The organism is Ruegeria sp. CDSC079, assembly GCF_059610505.1.
In genome coordinates this window covers 230,911-253,066 of the sequence record NZ_JBXWNT010000005.1, presented here as the reverse complement: position 1 = coordinate 253,066, position 22,156 = coordinate 230,911, and the positions used below count along the sequence as shown (strand labels likewise).

The 22,156-nt window shown below is 57.0% G+C and carries 23 protein-coding genes; 8 read left to right on the top strand and 15 right to left on the bottom strand.

All coding sequences use genetic code 11. From position 1 onward, the window contains the following. Positions 1-72: 72 nt before the first annotated feature. Together AC2FIC_RS11445 and AC2FIC_RS11440 are read left to right on the top strand one after the other, a co-directional pair. Positions 73-852, top strand: a complete 780-nt coding sequence (locus tag AC2FIC_RS11445; protein WP_496691785.1) for a succinate dehydrogenase iron-sulfur subunit — start codon at positions 73-75, stop codon at positions 850-852. Between the two features lie 136 nt (positions 853-988). Continuing rightward, positions 989-1,129 (top strand): hypothetical protein, encoded by a 141-nt coding sequence (locus AC2FIC_RS11440; RefSeq protein ID WP_496691784.1) that lies wholly within the window; start codon positions 989-991, stop codon positions 1,127-1,129. Between the two features lie 287 nt (positions 1,130-1,416). On the opposite strand, the gene deoD is transcribed toward AC2FIC_RS11440, so the two are convergent. The 3 genes from deoD to AC2FIC_RS11425 all read right to left on the bottom strand — a co-directional run bounded on the left by deoD (position 1,417) and on the right by AC2FIC_RS11425 (position 4,570). Continuing rightward, positions 1,417-2,127, bottom strand: coding sequence for a purine-nucleoside phosphorylase (gene deoD / locus AC2FIC_RS11435; protein ID WP_496691783.1), 711 nt, complete (start codon positions 2,125-2,127; stop codon positions 1,417-1,419). A 17-nt stretch (positions 2,128-2,144) separates the two neighbouring features. Continuing rightward, the gene (locus AC2FIC_RS11430) at positions 2,145-2,462 is read right to left on the bottom strand and encodes an H-NS histone family protein (protein ID WP_281995213.1); all 318 of its coding nucleotides are present in this window, start codon (positions 2,460-2,462) and stop codon (positions 2,145-2,147) included. A 125-nt stretch (positions 2,463-2,587) separates the two neighbouring features. Then, complete coding sequence (locus AC2FIC_RS11425; RefSeq protein WP_496691892.1) at positions 2,588-4,570, bottom strand: protein meaA; 1,983 nt, start codon at positions 4,568-4,570, stop codon at positions 2,588-2,590. A 129-nt stretch (positions 4,571-4,699) separates the two neighbouring features. On the opposite strand from AC2FIC_RS11425, the gene AC2FIC_RS11420 reads away from it, so the two are divergent. From AC2FIC_RS11420 to AC2FIC_RS11395, 6 genes are all read left to right on the top strand, one after another. Beyond that, positions 4,700-6,085 carry a 1-acyl-sn-glycerol-3-phosphate acyltransferase gene (locus AC2FIC_RS11420; protein WP_496691782.1) on the top strand — a complete coding sequence of 462 codons (1,386 nt, stop codon included), beginning with the start codon at positions 4,700-4,702 and terminating at the stop codon, positions 6,083-6,085. Between the two features lie 115 nt (positions 6,086-6,200). Beyond that, positions 6,201-7,487 (top strand): crotonyl-CoA carboxylase/reductase, encoded by a 1,287-nt coding sequence (ccrA, locus tag AC2FIC_RS11415; RefSeq protein WP_142635517.1) that lies wholly within the window; start codon positions 6,201-6,203, stop codon positions 7,485-7,487. A 365-nt stretch (positions 7,488-7,852) separates the two neighbouring features. Beyond that, on the top strand, positions 7,853-8,572 hold the full coding sequence (locus AC2FIC_RS11410; RefSeq protein WP_496691781.1) for a helix-turn-helix transcriptional regulator: 720 nt from the start codon (positions 7,853-7,855) through the stop codon (positions 8,570-8,572). A 79-nt stretch (positions 8,573-8,651) separates the two neighbouring features. Further along, positions 8,652-9,290: an acyl-homoserine-lactone synthase gene (locus AC2FIC_RS11405; protein WP_496691780.1), complete on the top strand. Its 639-nt coding sequence runs from the start codon at positions 8,652-8,654 to the stop codon at positions 9,288-9,290. 61 nt (positions 9,291-9,351) lie between these two features. After that, a complete protein-coding gene (locus AC2FIC_RS11400) occupies positions 9,352-10,884 on the top strand; it encodes an ATP-dependent DNA helicase (protein WP_496691779.1) in 1,533 nt (510 codons plus the stop codon). Beyond that, positions 10,881-11,609 carry an SDR family oxidoreductase gene (locus AC2FIC_RS11395; protein WP_282021633.1) on the top strand — a complete coding sequence of 243 codons (729 nt, stop codon included), beginning with the start codon at positions 10,881-10,883 and terminating at the stop codon, positions 11,607-11,609. The genes AC2FIC_RS11400 and AC2FIC_RS11395 overlap by 4 nt, the downstream gene beginning before the upstream one ends. Positions 11,610-11,613: 4 nt before the next feature. Here the strand turns inward: AC2FIC_RS11395 and AC2FIC_RS11390 are convergent, their stop codons facing one another. The 12 genes from AC2FIC_RS11390 to AC2FIC_RS11335 all read right to left on the bottom strand — a co-directional run bounded on the left by AC2FIC_RS11390 (position 11,614) and on the right by AC2FIC_RS11335 (position 22,110). Next, a complete protein-coding gene (locus AC2FIC_RS11390) occupies positions 11,614-12,381 on the bottom strand; it encodes a TIGR02186 family protein (protein WP_142635529.1) in 768 nt (255 codons plus the stop codon). A gap of 2 nt (positions 12,382-12,383) precedes the next feature. Then, positions 12,384-13,304, bottom strand: a complete 921-nt coding sequence (locus tag AC2FIC_RS11385; RefSeq protein WP_142635531.1) for a sulfite exporter TauE/SafE family protein — start codon at positions 13,302-13,304, stop codon at positions 12,384-12,386. A gap of 356 nt (positions 13,305-13,660) precedes the next feature. Continuing rightward, complete coding sequence (locus tag AC2FIC_RS11380; RefSeq protein WP_142635533.1) at positions 13,661-14,629, bottom strand: ABC transporter permease; 969 nt, start codon at positions 14,627-14,629, stop codon at positions 13,661-13,663. A gap of 3 nt (positions 14,630-14,632) precedes the next feature. Continuing rightward, entirely contained in the window at positions 14,633-15,724 is a 1,092-nt protein-coding gene (locus AC2FIC_RS11375) for an ABC transporter permease (protein ID WP_142635535.1), read from the bottom strand. A 1-nt stretch (position 15,725) separates the two neighbouring features. Further along, entirely contained in the window at positions 15,726-17,255 is a 1,530-nt protein-coding gene (locus tag AC2FIC_RS11370; RefSeq protein WP_282021631.1) for an ABC transporter ATP-binding protein, read from the bottom strand. 92 nt (positions 17,256-17,347) lie between these two features. After that, positions 17,348-18,346, bottom strand: coding sequence for a BMP family lipoprotein (locus tag AC2FIC_RS11365; RefSeq protein ID WP_142635539.1), 999 nt, complete (start codon positions 18,344-18,346; stop codon positions 17,348-17,350). A 160-nt stretch (positions 18,347-18,506) separates the two neighbouring features. Further along, positions 18,507-18,920, bottom strand: coding sequence for a GNAT family N-acetyltransferase (locus AC2FIC_RS11360; protein WP_496691778.1), 414 nt, complete (start codon positions 18,918-18,920; stop codon positions 18,507-18,509). Then, positions 18,917-19,504, bottom strand: coding sequence for a tRNA (adenosine(37)-N6)-threonylcarbamoyltransferase complex dimerization subunit type 1 TsaB (gene tsaB / locus AC2FIC_RS11355; protein WP_282021629.1), 588 nt, complete (start codon positions 19,502-19,504; stop codon positions 18,917-18,919). The genes AC2FIC_RS11360 and tsaB overlap by 4 nt, the downstream gene beginning before the upstream one ends. After that, a complete protein-coding gene (locus AC2FIC_RS11350; protein ID WP_271948391.1) occupies positions 19,494-20,057 on the bottom strand; it encodes a NifU family protein in 564 nt (187 codons plus the stop codon). Before AC2FIC_RS11350 ends, tsaB begins: the two co-directional genes overlap by 11 nt. 75 nt (positions 20,058-20,132) lie before the next feature. Next, entirely contained in the window at positions 20,133-20,720 is a 588-nt protein-coding gene (locus tag AC2FIC_RS11345) for a 2-hydroxychromene-2-carboxylate isomerase (protein ID WP_496691777.1), read from the bottom strand. A gap of 10 nt (positions 20,721-20,730) precedes the next feature. Beyond that, the gene (locus tag AC2FIC_RS11340; protein ID WP_142635548.1) at positions 20,731-21,186 is read right to left on the bottom strand and encodes a universal stress protein; all 456 of its coding nucleotides are present in this window, start codon (positions 21,184-21,186) and stop codon (positions 20,731-20,733) included. 60 nt (positions 21,187-21,246) lie between these two features. Beyond that, positions 21,247-22,110, bottom strand: coding sequence for a branched-chain amino acid aminotransferase (locus AC2FIC_RS11335; RefSeq protein ID WP_496691776.1), 864 nt, complete (start codon positions 22,108-22,110; stop codon positions 21,247-21,249). Positions 22,111-22,156: the final 46 nt, after the last annotated feature.

Genomic DNA, 22,156 nt, shown 5'->3' with positions numbered 1-22,156 from the left:
TTTTCAAGGCTAAATGGTTGGCTTTCGCACTTGCAGCGTGTATCTATACACGGGAATTTAGCGAGGTCGGAAATGGTACAACTCACCCTGCCAAAAAATTCTCGGATTACCACCGGAAAGACATGGCCCAAGCCAGAGAGCGCGACGAATGTGCGCAAGTTCCAGATCTATCGCTGGAATCCTGACGACGGTCAAAATCCCCGGGTGGATACCTATTTCGTCGATATGGACAGCTGCGGTCCGATGATTTTGGATGCGCTGATCAAGATCAAGAATGAGGTCGACCCAACCTTGACCTTCCGCCGGTCTTGTCGCGAGGGCATTTGTGGGTCCTGTGCGATGAATATCGACGGGATCAACACGCTGGCCTGTATCTATGGCATGGATGAGATCAAGGGCGATGTGAAAATCTATCCTTTGCCCCATATGCCTGTGGTCAAGGACCTGATTCCGGACCTGACCCATTTCTATGCCCAGCACGCCAGCATCATGCCCTGGCTAGAAACCAAGACTAACCGGCCTGCGAAAGAGTGGAAGCAATCCATTGAAGACCGCAAAAAGCTGGATGGTCTTTATGAATGTGTGATGTGCGCCAGCTGCTCGACTTCGTGCCCAAGTTATTGGTGGAATGGCGACCGCTATCTTGGCCCGGCGGCTCTACTGCATGCATATCGTTGGATCATTGACAGCCGAGATGAGGCAACTGGTGAGCGCCTGGATGAGTTGGAAGATCCGTTCAAGCTGTATCGTTGCCACACGATCATGAACTGCGCCAAAACCTGCCCGAAGGGTCTGAACCCTGCAAAGGCAATCGCCGAGATCAAAAAGTTGATGGTCGAACGCACGGTGTGAGGCGGACTTGATCCATGTGTCTGCTGTGTTGCGGCAGGTGCAATTCCCATTTGCAAGAATATGTGGTGTGAACGCCTGCAGCCTGTCCTATGTTTGGCTCAGGGAGGAGTGATTATGTCACAATGGGATCACTCCGATGAGAACCAAAACCAACTCCGCTGATGCCGCCGAAGCCCTGGAATTGCTGGAACTGGCATGGGCCTATTATACGCCAGAAACGGTAATCCCCACTTCAGAGCGGATGCCAGAGCTGTTCGAATACGCAAATGCTGCCTGACCTGCGATTGCAGGGCTTGAAAACAACCGACTGATCAGCAAAGCAGGAGAATGCCTGTTATTCTTCTGCTTCTTGCTGCCGCCGTATTCGCCTATTTTCTGTGGCGCGCCCGCACTTCGTCACTGACGCGTGAATGCCGCTGGCGCCAGCACCGAAAAGAAGGGCAATGGGTCTGTTCGTTTTGCGGTGCTCAGACCGATGGGGCGGAAAGCCCCAAGCAGTGTTTAAAGGGATCGACCGGTAGATAGCCGATGCGGGACAGGGTCGACCCTGCCCCAACCCGTTTGCTAAGCTTTTGGAAACGCCGCCTGAAGTGCGATCTCAACCATGTCGCCAAAGCTGCTTTCACGTTCGGACGATGGCAGAGCTTCTCCTGTCAGCAAGTGGTCGGAAACGGTCAGCACGGCAAGGGCCCGGCACTTGTGGCGCGCGGCCAGGATGTAAAGTTCGGCGGCTTCCATTTCGACGCCCAGAATGCCGTGACGCACCATCTGTTCGTTCAGATCGGGACGTTCATCGTAGAATACATCCGAGGAATAAATCCCGCCAACATGAGTTGGTGTTCCTTTGTTTGCCGCAGCCTGAAAGGCGGCCTGCAACAGGCTCCAATCCGCGCAAGGTGCAAAGTTGAGCTCTTTCATGATCCCCCGAGATGGAGTGCTGAGCGTGGTCGAAGTCATAGCCAAAATGACATCACGAATGTTCACACTGTCCTGCATCCCGCCACATGACCCTATACGGATCAAAGTTCTGGCGCCAAAATCGCGGATCAATTCATTCACGTAAATTGACAGCGAGGGCATTCCCATACCGCTGCCTTGAATCGTGACCGGATTACCTTTCCAAGTTCCGGTGAAGCCCAACATGCCACGCACGTCATTCACCAGTTTGGCGTTATCCAGAAAAGTTTCTGCCGCCCATTTTGCCCGGTAAGGATCACCGGGTAAAAGAACTGTTTCAGCGATTTCGCCTTTTTCGGCGCCTATATGAATCGTCATTTCGTTATCAATTCCATTCAGATTTCCATATCCGAAATATCCGCTCCGGCTTTCAAAGCTTCGTGTACCCAATGCGGCTTGCGACCGCGTCCCGACCAGGTTTGATCGTGGTTGGATGGATTTCGGTATTTTGCTTTTGTTTTCGAAATCTTAAGAGATTTCGAGGACCCATCAGAAAGTTCGGAAAGGGAAAACCCAAATTCCGCTGCGGCTTTCTGAGCAGCTTTCAAAGCCTCTTTCCTATCACGTCTTTCGGCTGCTTTCAGCGCCACATCTACATTGGCACGCAATTCCAACAGTTCATTGCGCGTCATCTTTTCGAGATTCATTCCCATTTACATTCCCCTGATGTTACCGAATTACAATGTCCCCGAAGAGTCACCGTAGTTCTAAAAGCATCCATTATCTATCCCTTTCGCGAAGGCGATAGATACGGGGAAAATGGGTGGCAAATCGGCGGTTATTCAGCGGCCAGGTTTTGCGGATCAACCAAGGAAACTATGTCGCCCATGATTGCATTCAACTCGAAGTTTTTTGGCGTGTAGATTTTGGCCACACCCATCGCTTTGAGCTTTTCAGCATCGTCATCAGGGATAATGCCACCGACAACAACAGGAACATCGTTCAGGCCCGCCTCGCGCAGACGGTTCAGAACGTCCTGAACCAACGGTATGTGACTGCCGGACAGAATCGACAGGCCGATCACATGGGCTTTGTCCTCGATTGCGGCGGCCACAATTTCCTCGGGTGTCAGACGGATGCCGTCATAGCTGATGTCCATGCCGCAATCGCGGGCGCGGAAGGCGATCTGTTCGGCGCCGTTTGAATGACCGTCCAGGCCGGGCTTACCGACCAGGAATTTCAGGCGACGTCCAAGCTTGTCGCTGACCGCGTCAACGGCCGAGCGCAAGTCCTCCAGCCCTTCGGTTTTGTTTGAGACCGAGCCGGAAACGCCGGTCGGGCCGCGATATGTGCCATAGACTTTGCGCATCTCTTCGGCCCATTCGCCGGTGGTGACGCCAGCCTTGGCGGCGACGATTGACGGCTCCATTACATTCGCACCGGATTGTGCGGCCTCACGCAAAGCGGCCAGCGCTGCTGCAACTGCCGCGCCATCCCGTTCGGTGCGCCATTCGTTCAGGCGGTTGATCTGTTCCTGCTCTACTGCCGGATCAACGACCATGATGCCGCCGTCTTCGGTTTCCAGGGGTGAGGGCTCGCCCTCGACCCATTTGTTCACGCCGACCACAATGGTCTCGTTGCGCTCGATCCGGTTGAGGCGCTCTGCGTTGGAATCGACTAAACGGGACTTCATGTATTCGATCGAAGCGACAGCACCCCCCATCGAATCCAGGTTCGCCAGTTCGGCCCGCGCGCCCTGTTTCAATTCTTCGACTTTGGCGTCTACGGCCGGGTTGCCGTCGAACAGATCGCCATATTCCAGCAGGTCGGTTTCATAGGCCAGAATCTGTTGCATCCGCATCGACCACTGCTGATCCCACGGGCGGGGCAGGCCAAGGGCCTCGTTCCATGCTGGCAGTTGTACCGCACGGGCACGGGCCTTTTTCGACAAAGTAACCGCCAGCATTTCGATCAGGATACGGTAGACGTTGTTTTCCGGCTGCTGCTCGGTCAGTCCCAGTGAGTTCACCTGCACCCCATAACGGAAGCGGCGGAATTTCGGGTTTTCTACGTCATAACGTTGTTGCAAGATTTCATCCCAAAGATCCACAAAGGCGCGCATTTTGCACATCTCGGTGACAAAGCGGATGCCGGCATTCACAAAGAACGAAATCCGTCCGCACAATGCTGGGAAATCCTCGGCTGGGACGCGCGGGCGCAGCTCATCCAACACGGCGATGGCTGTGGCCAGCGCATAGGCCAGCTCTTGTTCCGGCGTCGCGCCGGCCTCTTGCAGGTGATAGGAACAGACGTTCATCGGGTTCCATTTCGGCACATTGGAATAGCAATACTCGGCCACATCCGCGATCATCTTGAGCGACGGTTTCGGCGGACAGACATAAGTGCCGCGGCTCAGGTATTCCTTGATCAGATCGTTCTGAACCGTGCCCTGCAGTTTAGAGACATCGGCGCCCTGTTCCTCGGCAACCGCTATATAGAGCGCCAGCAACCAAGGAGCCGTGGCGTTTATCGTCATCGACGTGTTCATCTGTTCCAACGGGATCTGGTCGAACAAAACCCGCATGTCGCCCAGATGGCTGATCGGTACACCCACTTTACCAACCTCGCCGCGTGCCAGCGTGTGATCGCTGTCATAGCCGGTTTGCGTCGGCAGATCGAAGGCCACTGACAGACCCGTCTGACCCTTGGCCAGATTCCCGCGATACAGCGCGTTGGACGCTTTGGCGGTGGAATGACCGGCATAGGTTCGGATGAGCCAGGGGCGATCTTTCTGCGTCTGCGTCATAACTGGGCCTCGTATTGCGGGTGGGCAAGAAAATTACGTTCATGGGTTCTAAAGCGCAATTTTCGGGACATGTCAATTCGCTGCGTCGCGGCATTTCCGGTTGTGCCGATTGTGGGATGCAGCGATTGGTGGCAGGGTGCATTTATGACACAGACCGTGGAACTTCCGCTTTGGCTGTTTTTGTTGATCCTGGTATTCGCCGCGGTCACACTGGCCTCGCATTTTCTGTTTCCGTCAGTGCGGTGGTTTTTTCGCCGTAGGTTGGAGCGTGCGGTCAAACGCCTGAACACCCGCCTGCAGCGCCCGATACAGCCGTTCAAGCTGGCCCGACGCCACGATATGATTCAACGCCTGATCTATGATCCTCAAGTAGGGCAGGCCGTGCAGCAGCACGCACGTGAAGAAGGCATCCCCGAAGCGGTCGCCTTTGAACAGGCCCAGCGGTATGCGCGCGAGATCGTGCCTTCTTTTTCCGCCGTTGCCTATTTCAGTATCGCCATCCGGTTGGCGCGGATTCTGAGCAACGCCTTTTATGATGTACGGCTTAGTTATCAGGATGAAGATGCCCTGAAAGATATTGATCCAAATGCGACAGTTGTTTTTGTGATGAACCACCGCAGCAACATGGATTATGTGCTGGTCACCTATCTGGCGGCCCAGCAATCGGCTTTGTCTTATGCTGTTGGCGAATGGGCGCGTGTTTGGCCGCTCAGTCGGTTGATTCGTGCGATGGGGGCCTATTTTATTCGTCGCAAGTCCGGCAGCGAACTCTATCGTCAGGTATTGGCCTGCTATGTCCGGCATGCCACCGATGCCGGTGTTACACAGGCCATGTTCCCTGAAGGCGGGCTGAGCCTGACGGGGGCCATGGCACGCCCCAAGCTGGGGCTTTTGAAATACATAATCGATGGTGCCAGGGTGGATGGGGCGGATGTGGTGTTTGTTCCCGTTGCGCTAAACTATGACCGGGTTCTTGAAGATACGATCCTGACCAAGGCCGCACTTGGCAATCAAAGGCAATTTCGTGCCCGGATCGGGGTCATAACTGGGTGGATATTGAAACAGATAGGTAGGCGTCTGACCGGTCGCTACCAGCGGTTTGGATTTGCTGGGGTGCGATATGGTCACCCTATCTCATTGAAGGAATTTCGCACCGCCCATGACGATGTGATGACTGATCTCGCGCGCGAACTCATGCAACGGATCAAAGAAGCGATTCCGCAGGCGCCTGTTCCGGCAGCGTGCTGGCTGGTTCGCACCAAAGGAGAAATGCCCGAAGACGAGCTTAAAAGCTTGATCACCGGGTTTTTGCAACGTGACGGAACTTTGGGTGATCAGGATGAGTCTGCGGTTTCAGCTGCCTTGGATCAGCTGGTCGAACGCAAAATTCTGAAACGAGAAGGTGGGAAAATATCTCAATCCGGGCAAAGGGTTGATCTGCTCGATTACTATGCAGCCTCAGCCCCGATTGGCGACGGCTGGCCTGATGCTGCGGCAGCGAAAGAAGTTTCTGCAGGCGCTGGGTCATAAAATTACAAAAATGATGCAAAATCTATTGCATTATTTCCTTCAGGCCAATATCTCATCATCCAACGCAAGCGCTTCTGCATCGCGGCAAACAGGAATGAGAAATAAGGAGGCCAACATGGCTCTGGACACCGACAGCGGTATCGCAACTTACGACGCGCCGGAAAAAGACCTCTATGAAATGGGTGAAATCCCTCCGATGGGGTTTGTGCCTAAGAAAATGTATGCATGGGCAATCCGTAAGGAACGCCACGGGGAACCGGATACTGCGATGGTCCAGGAAGTCGTGGACGTACCAGAGCTGGACAGCCACGAGGTGTTGGTTCTGGTGATGGCGGCGGGCGTTAACTATAACGGCGTCTGGGCATCCCTGGGCAAGCCGATCTCGCCCTTTGACGGCCACAAGGCCCCGTATCATATCGCCGGTTCTGACGCTTCGGGGATCGTATGGGCCGTGGGTTCGAAAGTAACGCGCTGGAAAGTGGGCGACGAGGTTGTCATTCACTGCAACCAGGACGATGGCGACGACGAACATTGTAATGGTGGCGATCCGATGTATTCGGACAGCCAGCGGATCTGGGGTTATGAAACGCCGGATGGGTCTTTTGCACAGTTCACCAATGTTCAAGCCCAGCAGTTGATGCCGCGCCCCAAGCACCTGACCTGGGAAGAAAGCGCTTGCTATACTCTGACGCTGGCGACCGCGTATCGGATGCTGTTCGGGCACGAGCCGCATGATCTGAAGCCGGGCCAGAACGTTCTGGTCTGGGGTGCCTCGGGCGGCCTGGGCTCTTATGCGATCCAGCTGATCAATACCGCAGGCGCCAACGCAATCGGCGTGATCTCGGACGAAAGCAAGCGTGACTTTGTTATGGGGCTGGGCGCCAAGGGCGTGCTGAATCGCAAAGACTTTAACTGCTGGGGTCAGTTGCCCACAGTAAACACACCGGAATATGCGGACTGGTTCAAAGAGGCGCGCAAATTCGGCAAGGCGATCTGGGAAATCACCGGGAAAGGCAAAAATGTCGACATGGTGTTTGAACATCCCGGCGAAAGCACATTTCCGGTGTCGACCTTTGTCGTGAAAAAAGGTGGTATGGTTGTGATCTGCGCCGGTACCACCGGCTATAACCTGACTTTCGACGTTCGCTATATGTGGATGCATCAGAAACGCCTGCAAGGTTCGCATTTTGCGCATCTCAAGCAGGCTGCTGCCGCGAACCAACTGATGGTCGAACGCCGTCTGGATCCCTGCATGTCCGAAGTGTTCGCCTGGGGTGAATTGCCCGACGCGCATATGAAGATGATGCGGAATGAGCATAAACCAGGCAACATGTCGGTTCTGGTTCAGGCGCCGCAGACGGGCTTGCGCACGCTTGAAGAGGTTCTAGACGCAAAAGGCTGAGCCCCCAAAAAAAAAGAATATTAGCACCCGCGAATCGCATCGAGCGAGCGCGGGTGTATCTATTTCTAGGCATTAGGCAATAATTACAGTGGGTTGCGAAATCGTGACCCGCTAGTTTTGGGGAGTAGAAACCAGTGAATAGGCTTAAAAGCATCTCACATGTTATGGTTGTGTTAACCCTTCGTTAACCGTTTCGGAGAGACTTTAGATGGCGCATAATGAGTGGATACTGGACGTTTTGTCGGACCTCAACGCCTTCGCTGTTGAAAACGGTTTGACCGTACTTGCCGAGCAGCTTGATGATACCAAGTTGATCGCAGCGGCCGAGATTGCGTCCATGCAGGATAAGGCACAGGCGCCCGCGAATGGGAACACAACTCGACATGAGTCAGGTCCTAGAGGACTTGGAAAGCACCAACACGCTTGACGAGTTGGGCGATGTAGCCGTTCGATTGCGCGACCGGCTGCAGGTTGAACATCTTATCTATCATTGGGTTGATGGTGCCGGGGATCAATACGGCTATACAACTTACCCGGACGCTTGGGCCGAGCGATACCGTGAGCGGAATTATCACCGCATAGATCCGGTGATCCTGGGGTGTTTCCAACGGTTCCACCCGGTTGACTGGAAATTGCTGGACTGGTCTGGAAAAGTGGCGAAAGCCTTTTTGCAAGATGCCCTTGAACATGGAGTTGGCAATCAGGGTTATTCGATCCCCATCCGGGGGCCGAACGGCCAGTTTGCCTTATTCACAGTGAATCACTCATGTGATGATGAGAAATGGAAGTCCTTCATCGAGGCCCATGGCCGCGAGCTGATTTTGATCGCGCATTACTTTAACCGAAAGGCTCTGGAGTTCGAAACCGACAGGCAGCCGGATACGACCCGGGGCCTGTCGCCTCGTGAGACGGATGCCATGACCTTGCTGGCGCTTGGATACAGCCGGGCACAAGTCGCGCACTCATTGTCAATCTCGGAACATACGCTGCGTGTCTATATTGAAAGTGCGCGTGCCAAGCTTGGGGCGCAAAACACAACCCATGCCATCGCAACAGCACTCAGCCGTGGATTAATAGTGGTTTAACAAGCGCACGCTCTAAAAACGGGAAATTAACCACGACTTTGTACTCCCTTCGTTCTTGCACAAGACGAGGGGAAAAGTCATGTTGCGCTATTTGTTTGCGGACGAACTACATAAATTTCCGAATCTGGCCGAGGGGATGTTCCGGGATCGCGCCGATCAGTTCAAAACCCGGCTGGGCTGGGATGTCCACGTTGATGAAAATGGGGAAGAGCGGGATCAATATGATGATCTGAATCCGCTCTATGTCATCTGGGAAGAAGAGGATGGCAGCCATGGGGGGTCGATGCGGGTTTTGCCGACGACAGGACCTGTCATGGTGAATGAAGTGTTCGGGCACCTGACAGGGGGTAAGCCCGTCCACAGCCCGCTGATCTGGGAGGTGACGCGGTTTTGCCTGTCCCGAACGGCCAGCGCCCATACCGCTGGTGCCATCATGCTGAGCGGGGGCGAAATCATGGAAGGCTTCGGGCTGACCCATATTGCGGGCGTCTTTGATGCGCGGATGATTCGGATTTACCGGCTGATCGGATCGTCTCCGGTCGTTTTGGGGTCCGAGGGGACGGGTCGTGACAAGATTTCCGTCGGGCTGTGGCCCTATTCGGCCCAAGATTGCTATCGCGTGGCTGAACGGGCGGGCATCCCGCGTGAGCTGTCCAGGATGTGGTTCAGAACCGCGTTTGGCACCGCCCGGCAACACCGGTTTGCCATGTCCGCCTGACGGGGTGTGAAAGCCAATTCCGTATCTGGCGATAGCTGGCGTGGCCCTGTAGGGTCGCGCCATGTCTATACCCACAGTAACCTTTTCTGACGATCAAGCCGCCGCCTATGACAGCATTTCCGAGATGCTGAAATCTGCTGGTGTGGACTTGGATGATGACGCCCTGCTGAAAATGCCCGGCAATGGCGAATCCGGGGTGATGGCCGTGATCGGTAAGGCGGGTTCAGGGAAAACGCTACTGCTGGCAGAGCTTTACAAAGCATTGGCTGACGCGGGTCTTCAGATTGTTTCCGGTGATTTCGAAAGCCGCAAAGCGCGCGAGAAACGCAGCTTGGCCATTCTTGCGCCAACGAACAAGGCCGCCAGTGTTTTGCGCCTGCGGGGTGTGCCTGCGACCACGATCCACCGCATCCTCTATACGCCGGTATATGACCCGGAATATGAACGCATTGCCGAGTGGCTGGCGGGCAACGATGAACGCCCCGAGGTTGAAGGGTTGACTGACGAAGCGCTGGACCGGGCGGCCGCTTTTTATCAGAACAACAAGTCGATCCCCGGCGCGCTGGCCGCTGCGGGCCTGCGTGGGTCCGACTTTATCACCGGCTGGAAGCGTCGGGAGGAACCGCTGGACATAGGCTTTGTAGATGAGGCCTCGATGCTGGATGACCGGCAGTTCGAAGACCTGAAAGAGATCTTTCCGACCCTGTTGCTTTTTGGCGATCCGGCGCAGCTCGCCCCGGTCAATCAGTCCGGCAGCATGGTATTTGAGACGCTGCCCGAGCCGCGAAAGCAGGTATTGCACAGGGTCCACAGGCAGACGGCAGACAACCCGATCCTGGACCTCGCGCATGCGCTGGCCGACCCTCAGATGGGGTTTGAGGATTTTGAACGGCTCGTCGAACAGACCGCCCGACAGGATCACCGTGTTGTTTGGGGGCAGCGTGTTGAAGTTGACCTGATGGCCCGCAGCCCGGTTCTGGTCTGGCGAAATGCCACCCGAATTCGCTTGATTCAGGCCTTCCGCAATGTTCACGCGGCACCCGACACCGAGCTTCTGGCGGGAGAGCCGCTGATTTGCGATGGAATCGAACTGCCGCTGAAGCACCGCAAGAAAAGGCTGGATCTTGAGGCGCGCGGGCTAATCAAGGGTGCTCAGGTCATCTATCTGGGGCCAGGACGAAAACCGGGGTTTTCGCGCCTGCATGTGATGGGGGCCGAGGATCCTCAGGTCAGTGCGGCTTCGATTGTCAAAATCGAAATGCCTGATGAGGAAGAACCGTTTATTCCATTTGCCGCGCGCATGGGGGCAACCTTTTTGCATGGCGCGGCAGTGACGATCCACAAGGCACAGGGGTCACAATGGGACACGGTGCAGGTGTTTGCCCCGGACATCTACGCGGCTGCCCGGATGGGGCGGACCGAGGCTGGGCAACCCCTGTGGAAACGTCTGGCCTATGTCGCGATCACCCGTGCGCAGGAACGGCTGATCTGGGTGGTGCGCAACCGGCTGGCCAAGCCTACCTATTCGTTGCGCGTGGATGATTTGCGCGCGGCTCCGGCGGCGACGCTGACCCTGGAGGCGGAAGAGATATGAAATCCATCATCATCACAGGCGCCAGTTCAGGCATCGGACGGGCAACTGCCGAGCTGTTTTTGGCCGAGGGCTGGGCGGTTGGGCTGCTGGCGCGCAGCGCGGATGTGCTGAACGAATTGGCTGAAAGGCACAAGAATGCGATCCCCCTGGTGACCGATGTTACCGACCCCACCGCTGTTTCGGGTGCTTTCGAGACATTCCAGAATGAGGCGGGACGTCTTGACGTATTATTCAATAATGCCGGAATCTTTGCCCCCGGCGGCACGATAGACGAAATCCAGTTGGAGGATTGGTACCAGAGCGTTAGCGTGAACCTGAACGGGATGTTCCTAAGCGCGCGCGAAGCCTTTCGCATTATGCGGCATCAGGCCCCTCAAGGGGGAAGGATCATCAATAACGGTTCGATCGCCGCGCATGTACCGCGTCCGAATTCGGTCCATTACACCGCTACGAAACACGCGATAACAGGCCTGACACGCAGCCTATCACTGGACGGGCGCGCCTTTGGTATCGCATGTGGTCAAATCGATATTGGCAACGCGCGAACACAGATGGTGCAAAACCTGGTTGAAAACGCCATCGCGGGAGGGCAGCAGCCCGACCCGACGATGGCTGTTGACGATGCCGCACGTTCTGTACTGCACATGGCGTCTTTGCCTGCAGAGGCAAACGTCCAGTTCATGACCGTCATGGCCACTACGATGCCCTATATCGGGCGTGGATAGGGCTTTAGTTCTCGCGCAATAGTCGGAAGGCTGTGGACGCTCCCCAACCCGCCGCGATGGCAATGACCAAAGACATCAGGCCATACCAGACCGGCTGCTGACGGGACATGTTGTAGAGGAACCGTTCCAGCCCGACCTTCCGCACGTCGATTGTGGTCTCGAACTGGGAAACAACCTCTCGGCCGCGGGTCAGGTATATGCGCGCGAAATAGGCGCCTTCGGTCAAATCGGCTGGCATGTCGATTGAGGTTCGGAACAATGTCTGCTCGTCCACCGCAACCGTGTTTTCGCGGATAGAATACAGGCCCTCATCCTCACGGATGCGAACGACGGCCTCGGCAAAATTCTGCGCGCCCCGGATATTCATCGCGGCACCCACTGACCGAATGGCCCGTTCAATCGAGATCCTGTACCGCAAGTCTTCTGTATCTGACAGGATTTCTGTAAGCGGAGCGCTGGTGGCAACCGCATAAAAACTGGGCGCAAGGTCGACCAGGACGCTGTCGGTGTTGACCCAGATACCCAGCCTGCGTTCTTTTCGCCGGACCGTCACTGGGCTCGAGGGGCCTGCAACGGCCACGATAACTTGAAGCGGTGGGCCGGAAGGGATCGGCGTTTCACGTTTCACGGCACCGAAAATAAGAATTTCCGAGCCATCGAAATTCGCCGTGATGGCAACCCGGTCCTGACTTAGGCCAAGCACGACCTGTTCCTCCTCGGCGATGGCCGGGGTGACACAAAGGGCGAGTAGCAGGATCAACCGTCTCAGCATGATCAGTGCCCCCCTGCAACGCCGAGCGAGTAGAGCTCGGAGGGTTCCAGAAGCAGATCCAGCGCCAGCTTGCCACAAACCACCAAGACCAGTGCAGCCAGCAATACGCGCAGCTGCTCGGCAGGCATTCGTGCGCCGATCACCGTTCCGATCTGCGCCCCGATCACGCCGCCGACCAGCAACAACACAGCCAGAACAATGTCGACTGTGTAGTTGGTTGTCGCGTGCAGCATCGTGGTGAACGCTGTTACGAAAATAATCTGGAACAGGGAGGTGCCGACAACGACTTTGGTGGGCATTCCCAGCAGGTAAATCATGGCAGGAACCATGATAAAGCCGCCTCCGACACCCATGATCGCAGAAAGGATACCTACGCTAAGCCCGACCAGGACGGGGGGGATGACCGAGATATAGAGGCCCGATGTACGGAACCGCATTTTGAACGGCATCGCGTGAATCCAGCCGCGCTGACGACGTGCAACAGGGGCGGCGGTGCCCTTTTTGGATTTACGCAGCGCGTTCAGGCTTTCGATGAACATCAAGCTGCCGACGACGCCCAGAAAGACCACGTAACACAGGGTTACGAGCAAATCGACTTGTCCGAGGCTTTTGAGATAGTTGAAGATCACCACCCCGAACGCAGCACCGATCAGTCCCCCGACCAGCAATACCGTGCCCATCTTCAGGTCGACCGTCTTTCGGCGGAAATGGGCCAGAACCCCAGAAAAGGACGAGGCGACAATCTGGTTCGCTTCGGTGGCTACGGCAACTGCTGGTGGGATGCCAATGAAAAACAACAGCGGGGTCATCAGAAACCCGCCGCCGACCCCGAACATCCCTGACAGGATGCCGACCATGCCGCCCAACCCAAGCAGCAGAAAGGCGTTTACGGAAACTTCAGCGATAGGAAGGTAAATTTGCATGAGGTACTAGTAATTAGGGCCAGCTGCGTCGCGCAATGTGACACATTCGACTTCTGGAATTTGTGAAAGGGTTCGTATCTGACGCGCAGAATCACGCCCTTGGCGAGGCAGGGTAGAGCAGGGCTGGCGGCTTGGACCAGTCTGAAACTGTGCATCCGCAGAAGGCGTTTTGACAGGGAGTATCCCCTTAGACCAAGCGCAAGACCTAGCATCCGGCACCCCGGCGAGAAACTCTCTCAAATCAGCTGTCACTGGAAACACATCCATGCCCCTTTAGAGCCGTTGCGGCATGTAAAATCAACTCTACATGCCGCCATGCAGCGAACAGGACTGACGTGTGTTTCAAACTGGACCTATTACCGCTCTTTTACATAGGGTTCGCCACCGGCTTTCGGTGGAACGGCCTTGCCGACAAAGCCGGCCAAAATGACGACGGTCAGGATATATGGCAGCGCATCCATGACCTGCACAGGAATCACCACGCCACCCAGGTCAATATTTTGGAACCGCAACGCAACGGCTTGCAACAGTCCGAACAGCAGGCAAGCCCACATCGCGTGCCATGGCCGCCATTTTGCAAAGATCAGCGCCGCCAGCGCGATGAACCCGCGACCGGCAGTCATTTCCTTGACGAATCCAGCTTGCAGGGCCGTGGCCAGATAGGCACCGGCAATGCCGCACAGCACGCCACAGATCGCTACAGCCGCAAAACGCAGCCCAACGACAGAAACCCCGGCCGTATCCACAGCGGCTGGGTTTTCACCCACCGCGCGCAGGCGCAGGCCAAAGCGGGTGCGGTACAAAACCCACCAGGTTGTCGGGACCAGAAGGAAAGACACATAGACCAGGATCGAATGGCCGGACAGCAGCTCGGAATAGATTGGCCCAAGAAATGGGACATCACTCACCGCATCCGCAAAAGGGAAGGTGATCGGTTCAAAGCGCCCTCCGCCGAACAGCGAGGGGGTACGCCCGCCCTGTTTGAACCAGCTTTGCGCGATCAGGACCGTCAGCCCAGAGGCCAGAAAGTTGATGGCGACGCCTGAAATCAGCTGGTTGCCCCGAAAGGTGATCGAGGCCACCCCATGCAGGGCGGACAGAACAAGCGAGGCCGCGATCCCGGCCAGCAATCCCAGCCAGACCGATCCAGTCACGGCGGCAACGGCAGCAGAAAAGAACGCCGCGATCAGCATCTTGCCCTCAAGCCCGATGTCGAAAATACCGGCGCGTTCGGAATACAGACCGGCCAGGCAGGCCAGCAACAGCGGCGTGGCCAGGCGGACAGTCGAATCGAGGACCTGGATGAGGGTAACGAAAGTATCCATCGTTTAGCCCTCCTTCCGCATGGCAAGGAACAGCTTTTCCAGCGGCATGCGGACCATGTTGTCCAAGGCGCCGGTGAACAGGATCACCAGGGCCTGTATGACTACGATCAGCTCTCGGGGGATAGACGTCCATAGCGCCAGCTCGGCCCCGCCCTGATAGAGGAAACCAAACAGCAGCGCCGCAAGGAACACGCCAAACGGATGGGACCGGCCCATCAGCGCCACGGCGATACCGATAAAGCCCGCGCCCTCTGTCGAGTTCAGAACCAGCCGCTCTGCCTCACCCATCACGTTGTTGGTGGCCATCAGACCAGCCAGCGCGCCCGAGATCAGCATGGCGATGATGGTGATCCGAACCGGAGAAATACCGGCATAGACGGCACCGGTTTCCGAATGCCCATAGGCGCGGATCTCATAACCCAGACGGGTACGCCAGATCAGCGCCCAGACGATCACGCAGGCCAGGACCGCAACAAAGAATGAGATATTGGCAGGCGCGCCACGGAACACGACATTTTCAGCGGTCGAGAACATCGACTGGAACGTCGGCAGATGCACCGCCTCGGGGAAGCGTGCAGTTGCCGGGTCTTGCGAGCCCTGCGGGCGCATGACGTTGACCAGCATATAGTTCAGCAAGGCAGCAGCGATGAAGTTGAACATGATCGTGGTGATCACGATATGGCTGCCGCGTTTGGCCTGCAGATAGGCCGGAATGGCCGCCCAAGCGGCCCCGAACACCATCGATGCGGCACAGGCGGCCAGCAAGGCGATGCTCCAATGCGGCCAGTCGATGTAAAGGCACACCACGGCCACGCCAAGCCCGCCCAGCATCGCCTGACCTTCGCCACCGATGTTGAACAGCCGTGCATGAAAGGCGACCGCCACAGCGAGTCCGGTGAACATGAAATTCGTGGCGTAATACAGCGTATAGCCCCAGCCATAGGTCGATCCCAGCGCGCCGGTGACCATCAGGTTCACCGCTTCGATCGGGTTTTCGCCAATGGCGAGGATGACCAGCGCCGACAGGATTGCGGCCAGAAGCAGACTGATCACCGGGATCAGAACGACATCGGCCCATTTGGGCATTTTTTCCATGTTACGCTGCCTCTCCCGCAACACCGGCCATCAACAGGCCAAGTTCTTTTTCATCAGTTTCATGGGGCAGGCGTTCGCCCATGATATGTCCGTCAAACATGACCGCGATTCGATCCGACAGCGAGAATATCTCTTCCAGCTCGACCGAGACCAGCAGGATCGCCTTGCCCTGGTCGCGCAGATCGACGATCTGTTTGTGAATGAATTCGATCGCCCCGATATCCACGCCTCGGGTCGGCTGACCGACCAACAGCAGGTCTGGGTTACGTTCGATTTCACGCGCGACGACGATCTTCTGCTGATTGCCGCCCGAAAAGCTTTTAGCCGACAGCCAGGGGTTCGGCGGGCGCACATCGAATTTTTCGATCTTGGCTTCGGTATCAGCGCGCAGCGCCGCATTATCCATGAAGATGCCGCGTTGATAGGCCGGGTCACGGTGATATCCGAAGGCCACGTTCTCCCAGGCGTGGAAATCCATGATCAGGCCTTCGCGCTGGCGGTCTTCGGGCACATGCGCAATGTGCTGCGCGCGCCGCGCCTGGCCATCTGACCCCGCCCCGCTGAGCGCAAGCGGCGTACCGTTCAGTTTGATCTGGCCCTGGCCCGGGCGCATCCCGCCCAGAACCTCTAGCAGTTCGGATTGGCCATTGCCGGCGACGCCTGCGATGCCCACGATCTCACCAGCGCGCACGTTCAAGTCGATGCCTTTGACACGCTCGACGCCTGCGCTGTCGAAAACACGCAGGTTTTCAATCTCGAGGATGGGCTTACCGGGTTGCGCCGGAACCTTGTCGACCTGCAGCAGAACCTTGCGGCCCACCATCAGCTCGGCCAGTTCTTCGGGGCTGGTCTCGGCGGTTTTCACGGTGGCCGTCATTTGCCCGCGGCGCATGACCGACACGGTGTCGGTGTTTTCCATGATCTCGCGCAGTTTGTGGGTGATCACGATGATCGTCTTCCCCTCAGCCCGCAGCCGGTCGAGGATGCGGAACAGCTGATCCGCCTCAGATGGGGTCAGCACGCCGGTTGGTTCGTCCAGAATCAGGATCTCGGCCTTGCGATACAGCGCCTTGAGGATCTCGACCCGCTGCTGCATCCCCACACCGATCTCGTCGATCCGTTTGTCGGGATCCACGAACAGCTCGTATTCTTCTTCCAGCTCTTTCAACTCTTTGCGGGCCTTGGTCAGGGACGGGGCCAATAGCCCGCCATCCTCGGCGCCCAGCACGATGTTTTCCAGAACGGTGAAATTCTCGACCAGTTTGAAATGCTGAAACACCATCCCGATGCCCGAGGCGATCGCGGCCTGGCTGTCAGGGATTTCGGTCTTTTGACCGTTGATCCAAATCTCACCTTTGTCGGCTTTGTAAAAGCCGTAGAGAATGCTCATCAGCGTGGATTTGCCCGCACCGTTTTCACCGATGATCCCATGGATCGTACCGGGGGCGACGCTGATGGAAATGTCTTTGTTGGCCTGAACCGGCCCAAAGGATTTGGATATCCCTTTGAGCTCAATGGCGGGGACGGTCATGTCTTGTCCTCAGTTGCCGAAAGGACTGCCCGGTCATCCCGGTGCAGCAAAGTGGAATCGGGCCGGGAGCATCACCCCCGACCCGCGCGATATCAGAACTGCAGTGCTGGGCAGCTGTCGTTCTCGTAATAGCTGACAACTGAAACATTGCCGTCGATGATGTCCTGACGGGCTTTGTCGACTGCTGCTTTCATATCATCCGAAACCAGCGGAGCGTTGTTGTCGTCGATCGCATAGCCAACGCCGTCTTCGGCCAGACCCATGATATATACGCCGGTCTCAACGTTCTCGCCTGCGCTCATCGCCTCATAAACAGCGACGTCCACGCGCTTTAGCATCGAGGTCAGAACTTTGCCCGGGTGCAGGTGGTTCTGGTTGCTGTCGACACCGATTGACAGGATGCCTTCGTCAGCAGCGGTTTGCAGAACACCAACACCGGTGCCGCCAGCTGCGGCATAGACCACGTCGGCACCCTGGCTGATTTGTGCCTTTGTCAGTTCCGAGCCCTTAACCGGGTCGTTCCATGCCGCAGGCGTTGTGCCGGTCATGTTGGCAACCACGTTGATATCGGGGTTCACCGCCTTGGCACCCTGAGCATAGCCGCAGCCAAAGTGACGGATCAGCGGAACATCCATGCCGCCGATGAAGCCAACGGTTCCGGATTCGGACGCCATCGCAGCCATCATACCAACCAGATACGAGCCTTCGTGTTCAGCGAAACCAACCTGACGCAGGTTGGGCGCGTCCAGCCAGGTTACGTCGACAACAACGAATTTCGTGTCCGGATAGTCGGCAACAACCGCGCTGAGCGGGTCAGCCATACCGAAACCCATGGTGATGATCGGGTTCGAGCCTGCTTCGGCAAAGCGGCGCAGGGCCTGTTCGCGCTGCGCTTCGGACTGCATTTCGATCTCGCGGTAGGTTCCGCCCGTTTCTTCCGCCCAGCGTGAGGCGCCGTTGTGCGCGGCTTCGTTGAACGATTTGTCGAACTTGCCGCCCAGATCAAAGATCAGTGCCGGTTCGGCCAGTGCGGCACCCGCTGTCAGTGCAACCGCCGCTGCGGCGCCCATCAAGGATTTCATCAGGGTCATTTGTTACTCCCGTTTGTTTTTTTTCGGTCGGAGCCAAGATAGCCCCGTTTACCCACTGTTAGCGAGCATAACCGTTGTGATGGCGGGAATTAAGGCCGTTTGCAACCGCCGCGGTCAACAGATTTTTGACCATTTGGTCCAAGAAAATTCGCGGCCTGTCTCAGGTTAAATTGCATTCCATGACGATGGCATCAATTTTCTGATTATTTTCAACCGTATAGTAATTCTTGCGCGTGCCGCACACACGATACCCGCAATGCTTGTAAAGTGTAATCGCGGGCTGGTTGGCGATGGAAACATCCAGAATCGCCCGGATAGCGCCCAGTTTTTTGGCAGCCGCGTGCCATTCGACCATACGTTCCCTAGCCAGTCCCTGCCGCTGAACTGTGGGATGGGTGGCAATCGTCAGCAGTTCGGCTTCGTCTGCGATTGCCTGGAAAAGGGCAAAGGACTGGGTGTCACCCACGATATGGGTAAAGCGATTCTGCAGCAGCTCTGCAAACTCTGTGGCGGTCCAGGGGCGCGATTGTGTGAATGCTGCGGCGTGAGTATTTGCCAGTTCTTCGGGTGTCATCCGTCCAGCAACATCGGCGGTTGGTCCTTGGAGGGCGCCGCATCAGCGGGGCGTATGTAAAGAGGGGCGGGAGCCTCGGCCTTGGTCAGCCTTCTTTTTGCAGCCACTCGGGCAATAGCGCAGACCTGAGCGCTGGGGTTGTCGTTGAACATCAGTGTGCCCAGCGATTTTGCCTGATCAAGCTGGATCAGTGCCGGTTCCATATCAGGCCGCGAAACATAGACCTGATCTCTGGGCGCTCGGATCGCTGGCAACGCATCGCTGTCCAGGACAGCAAGCGCGTCAAAGCCCGATACGCCAATGGCCGGTATCCCCAGACCTAAGGCCAGACCCCGCGCGGCCGAGACCGAGATGCGTATTCCGGTGAAATTACCGGGGCCTATTCCAACGCCGATCGCTGACAGGTCGCGCCATGAGCATTGTTCTGATGACAGCACCTCTTCGAGCAGCGGCATCAGACGTTCGGCTTGTCCCCGCGACATGGGCTCGACACAAGACGCCACAATCCGGTCACCGCGCAACAAAGCGGCCGCGCAATGCGCGGCCGATGTGTCAAACGCCAGAATGAGTGGTTCAGACGGCAACAGGGCGCACCTCGGTCACTTCGGGAATGTAGTGACGCAGCAGGTTTTCGATCCCCATCTTCAACGTCAGGGTCGAGGATGGGCAGCCTGCGCAGGCCCCTTGCATGTGCAGGTAGACAACGCCGCGGTCAAAGCCGTGGAACGTGATGTCGCCGCCGTCCTGTGCAACAGCAGGGCGCACCCGGCTGTCCAGCAGGTCTTTAATCTGATTGACCACTTCGGCGTCCTCGCCGCTGTGTTCAGCATGGCCCGAGCCCGCATTGGCATCCGCACCCATGATCGGCTGGCCGGACTGGTAATGCTCCATCACCGCGCCCAGAATGGCGGGTTTGATGTGATCCCACTGGACGTCGTCCGCTTTGGTCACGGTCACGAAGTCATTGCCGAAAAATACCCCGGTCACGCCACTCACAGCGAAAATGCGGTTGGCCAGCGGCGACTTTTCCGCAGCCTCAGCCGATGGGAAATCTGCAGTGCCCGCTTCCAGCACGGTCTGGCCGGGCAGGAATTTCAGGGTTGCAGGGTTCGGTGTGGATTCGGTCTGGATGAACATGGCGCGGCTCCGTATCTGTTGTCTCTGATATGCGGGTCCGCGAGCTGGAAGTCAAGAATTGGAACGATTCTAAATTTAGGCAGCCAAGCTTATAGCGTCGTCCAACCGATCATCGCCCCAGAACAGCTCATCCCCGACCAGAAAGCTGGGCGCGCCAAAAAGCCCTTTGGCCTGAGCGGTTTCTGTCTGCGCGATAAGCGCTGCTTTGATCGCCGGATTCTGGGTCTGGGACAGCAAATCTGGGGCAAGCCCGGCTGAGTTCAGGCATCCGGCCAGAACAGCCTCATCCGCGATATTCTGCACCTGGGCAAATTCGGCGGAATAGACGGCGCGCACAAAGGCGGCTTTTTGCACTCGGTCGTCAATCGCCAGCGTTAACCTTGCCGCTTTCAGGCCGTTCTGCGGAAAAGGATTGGGCCGGATCAAGGGCAGGCCGCGCTGGGCGGTTAGGCGTTCCATATCGCGCCACATGTACCGGCCTTTCGCCGGATACAGATTGAACGGAGAATTATCCCACCCTTGGGCGGCAAAGATCGGGCCCAACAAAAAGGGCTGCCATTCGACCGATACACCATGGCGGGCGGCGACCTCTTCGATACGCATCGCGCTAAGATAAGAATAGGTCGAGGCGAATTCGAACCAGAATTGAATGCTGCGTTGCATCGGTGTGACCTCAGGTAATCGCTTCGAGTTTTTCTTTGCTTAGATCACCGGGAACAATAGTGATTGGGATGGGCAGGCTGCCTGAGTTTTTGGTCAGTTGAGTCACCAATGGGCCAGGTCCCTTTTTGTCGGTGCCTGCACCCAGAACCAGAACGCCGATATCAGGATCGGATTGCACATGCTCGATGATCTGGGCAACGGGCTCGCCTTCGCGGATGGCCAGTTCAGGATCAACGTCTTGCTTGTCGCGCATCCATTTTGCGAAAACTTCAAAATGCGCATGGATACGCTCGCGCGCTTCTTCACGCATGACGGTGGCAACGCCGATCCAATGGTTGAATTCGTCCGGTGGGATTACCGACAGGATTGTTACGCCGCCGCCGGTATGGGCCGCGCGCATAGCCGCGAATCGCATCGCATTCAGGCATTCGCGACTGTCATCCAGAACCACTAGGAACTTGCGCATGGGTGTCCTCATTCATTTCCGGGGATCATGCCCGACTAGGTGCGTGCTGGCAACCAGAGCCTAACGCCCACTGGCGGCCCAGTCCCAATACAGGTCGCGTGCACGCCGGGCGATGGGACCGACCTGAAACCGGATGTCCTCCAGCGCAGTCACCGGGGTGATCTTGCTCATGTTGCCAGTCATGAATACCTCGTCGGCCCCGTAGAAATCCTCGAAACTCAGAACCGCCTCATGCACAGCCACGCCGTCGGCCCGCAGGTTTTTGATATGTCGTGCACGGGTGATGCCGGCAAGGAAGGTGCCGTTGGGGACGGGGGTAAAGACCTCGCCGTCGCGGACCATAAAGATATTGGCGGTTGCGGTTTCTGCTACGTTGCCCAATGCGTCAGCCACCAAAGCATTCGAAAACCCGTTTGCACGTACCTCGTTCAGCATCCGTGCATTGTTGGGATACAGACACCCCGCCTTGGCATTCACCACTGCTGATTCCAGTACCGGACGGCGGAATCGGGTCAGTCCCAGCGTGTCCGAGGCGGTCTCAGGGGCCATCGGAATCTCTTCCAGGCAGACAGCAAACCCGGTGCTGTTTTCTTGCGGTACGATCGCTGTCGCATCTCCGTCGATGCCCCAATACATCGGGCGGATATACACGGCCGCGTCGGGCGCATAGGCTTCAAGCCCTTCCAGCACGATCTCGACCATCTGGTCTTTGGTGACGGTCGGGGTCAGCATCAGCGCCTCGGCAGAGCGGTTCACGCGGGCGCAATGGGCCTCCAGATCCGGGGTCAGCCCGTTGAAGAACCGCGCGCCGTCAAAGACGGATGATCCCAGCCACGCGCCATGATCCGCAGCGCGCATGATCGGTGCATCCCCATCATGCCATTGCCCGTTGAAATAGGTGCGGATGTTCTTGCCGACTGCCATGACGCCCTCCCAAGCTTTGAGGCAAACCTAGGAAGGCGTTAAGGCA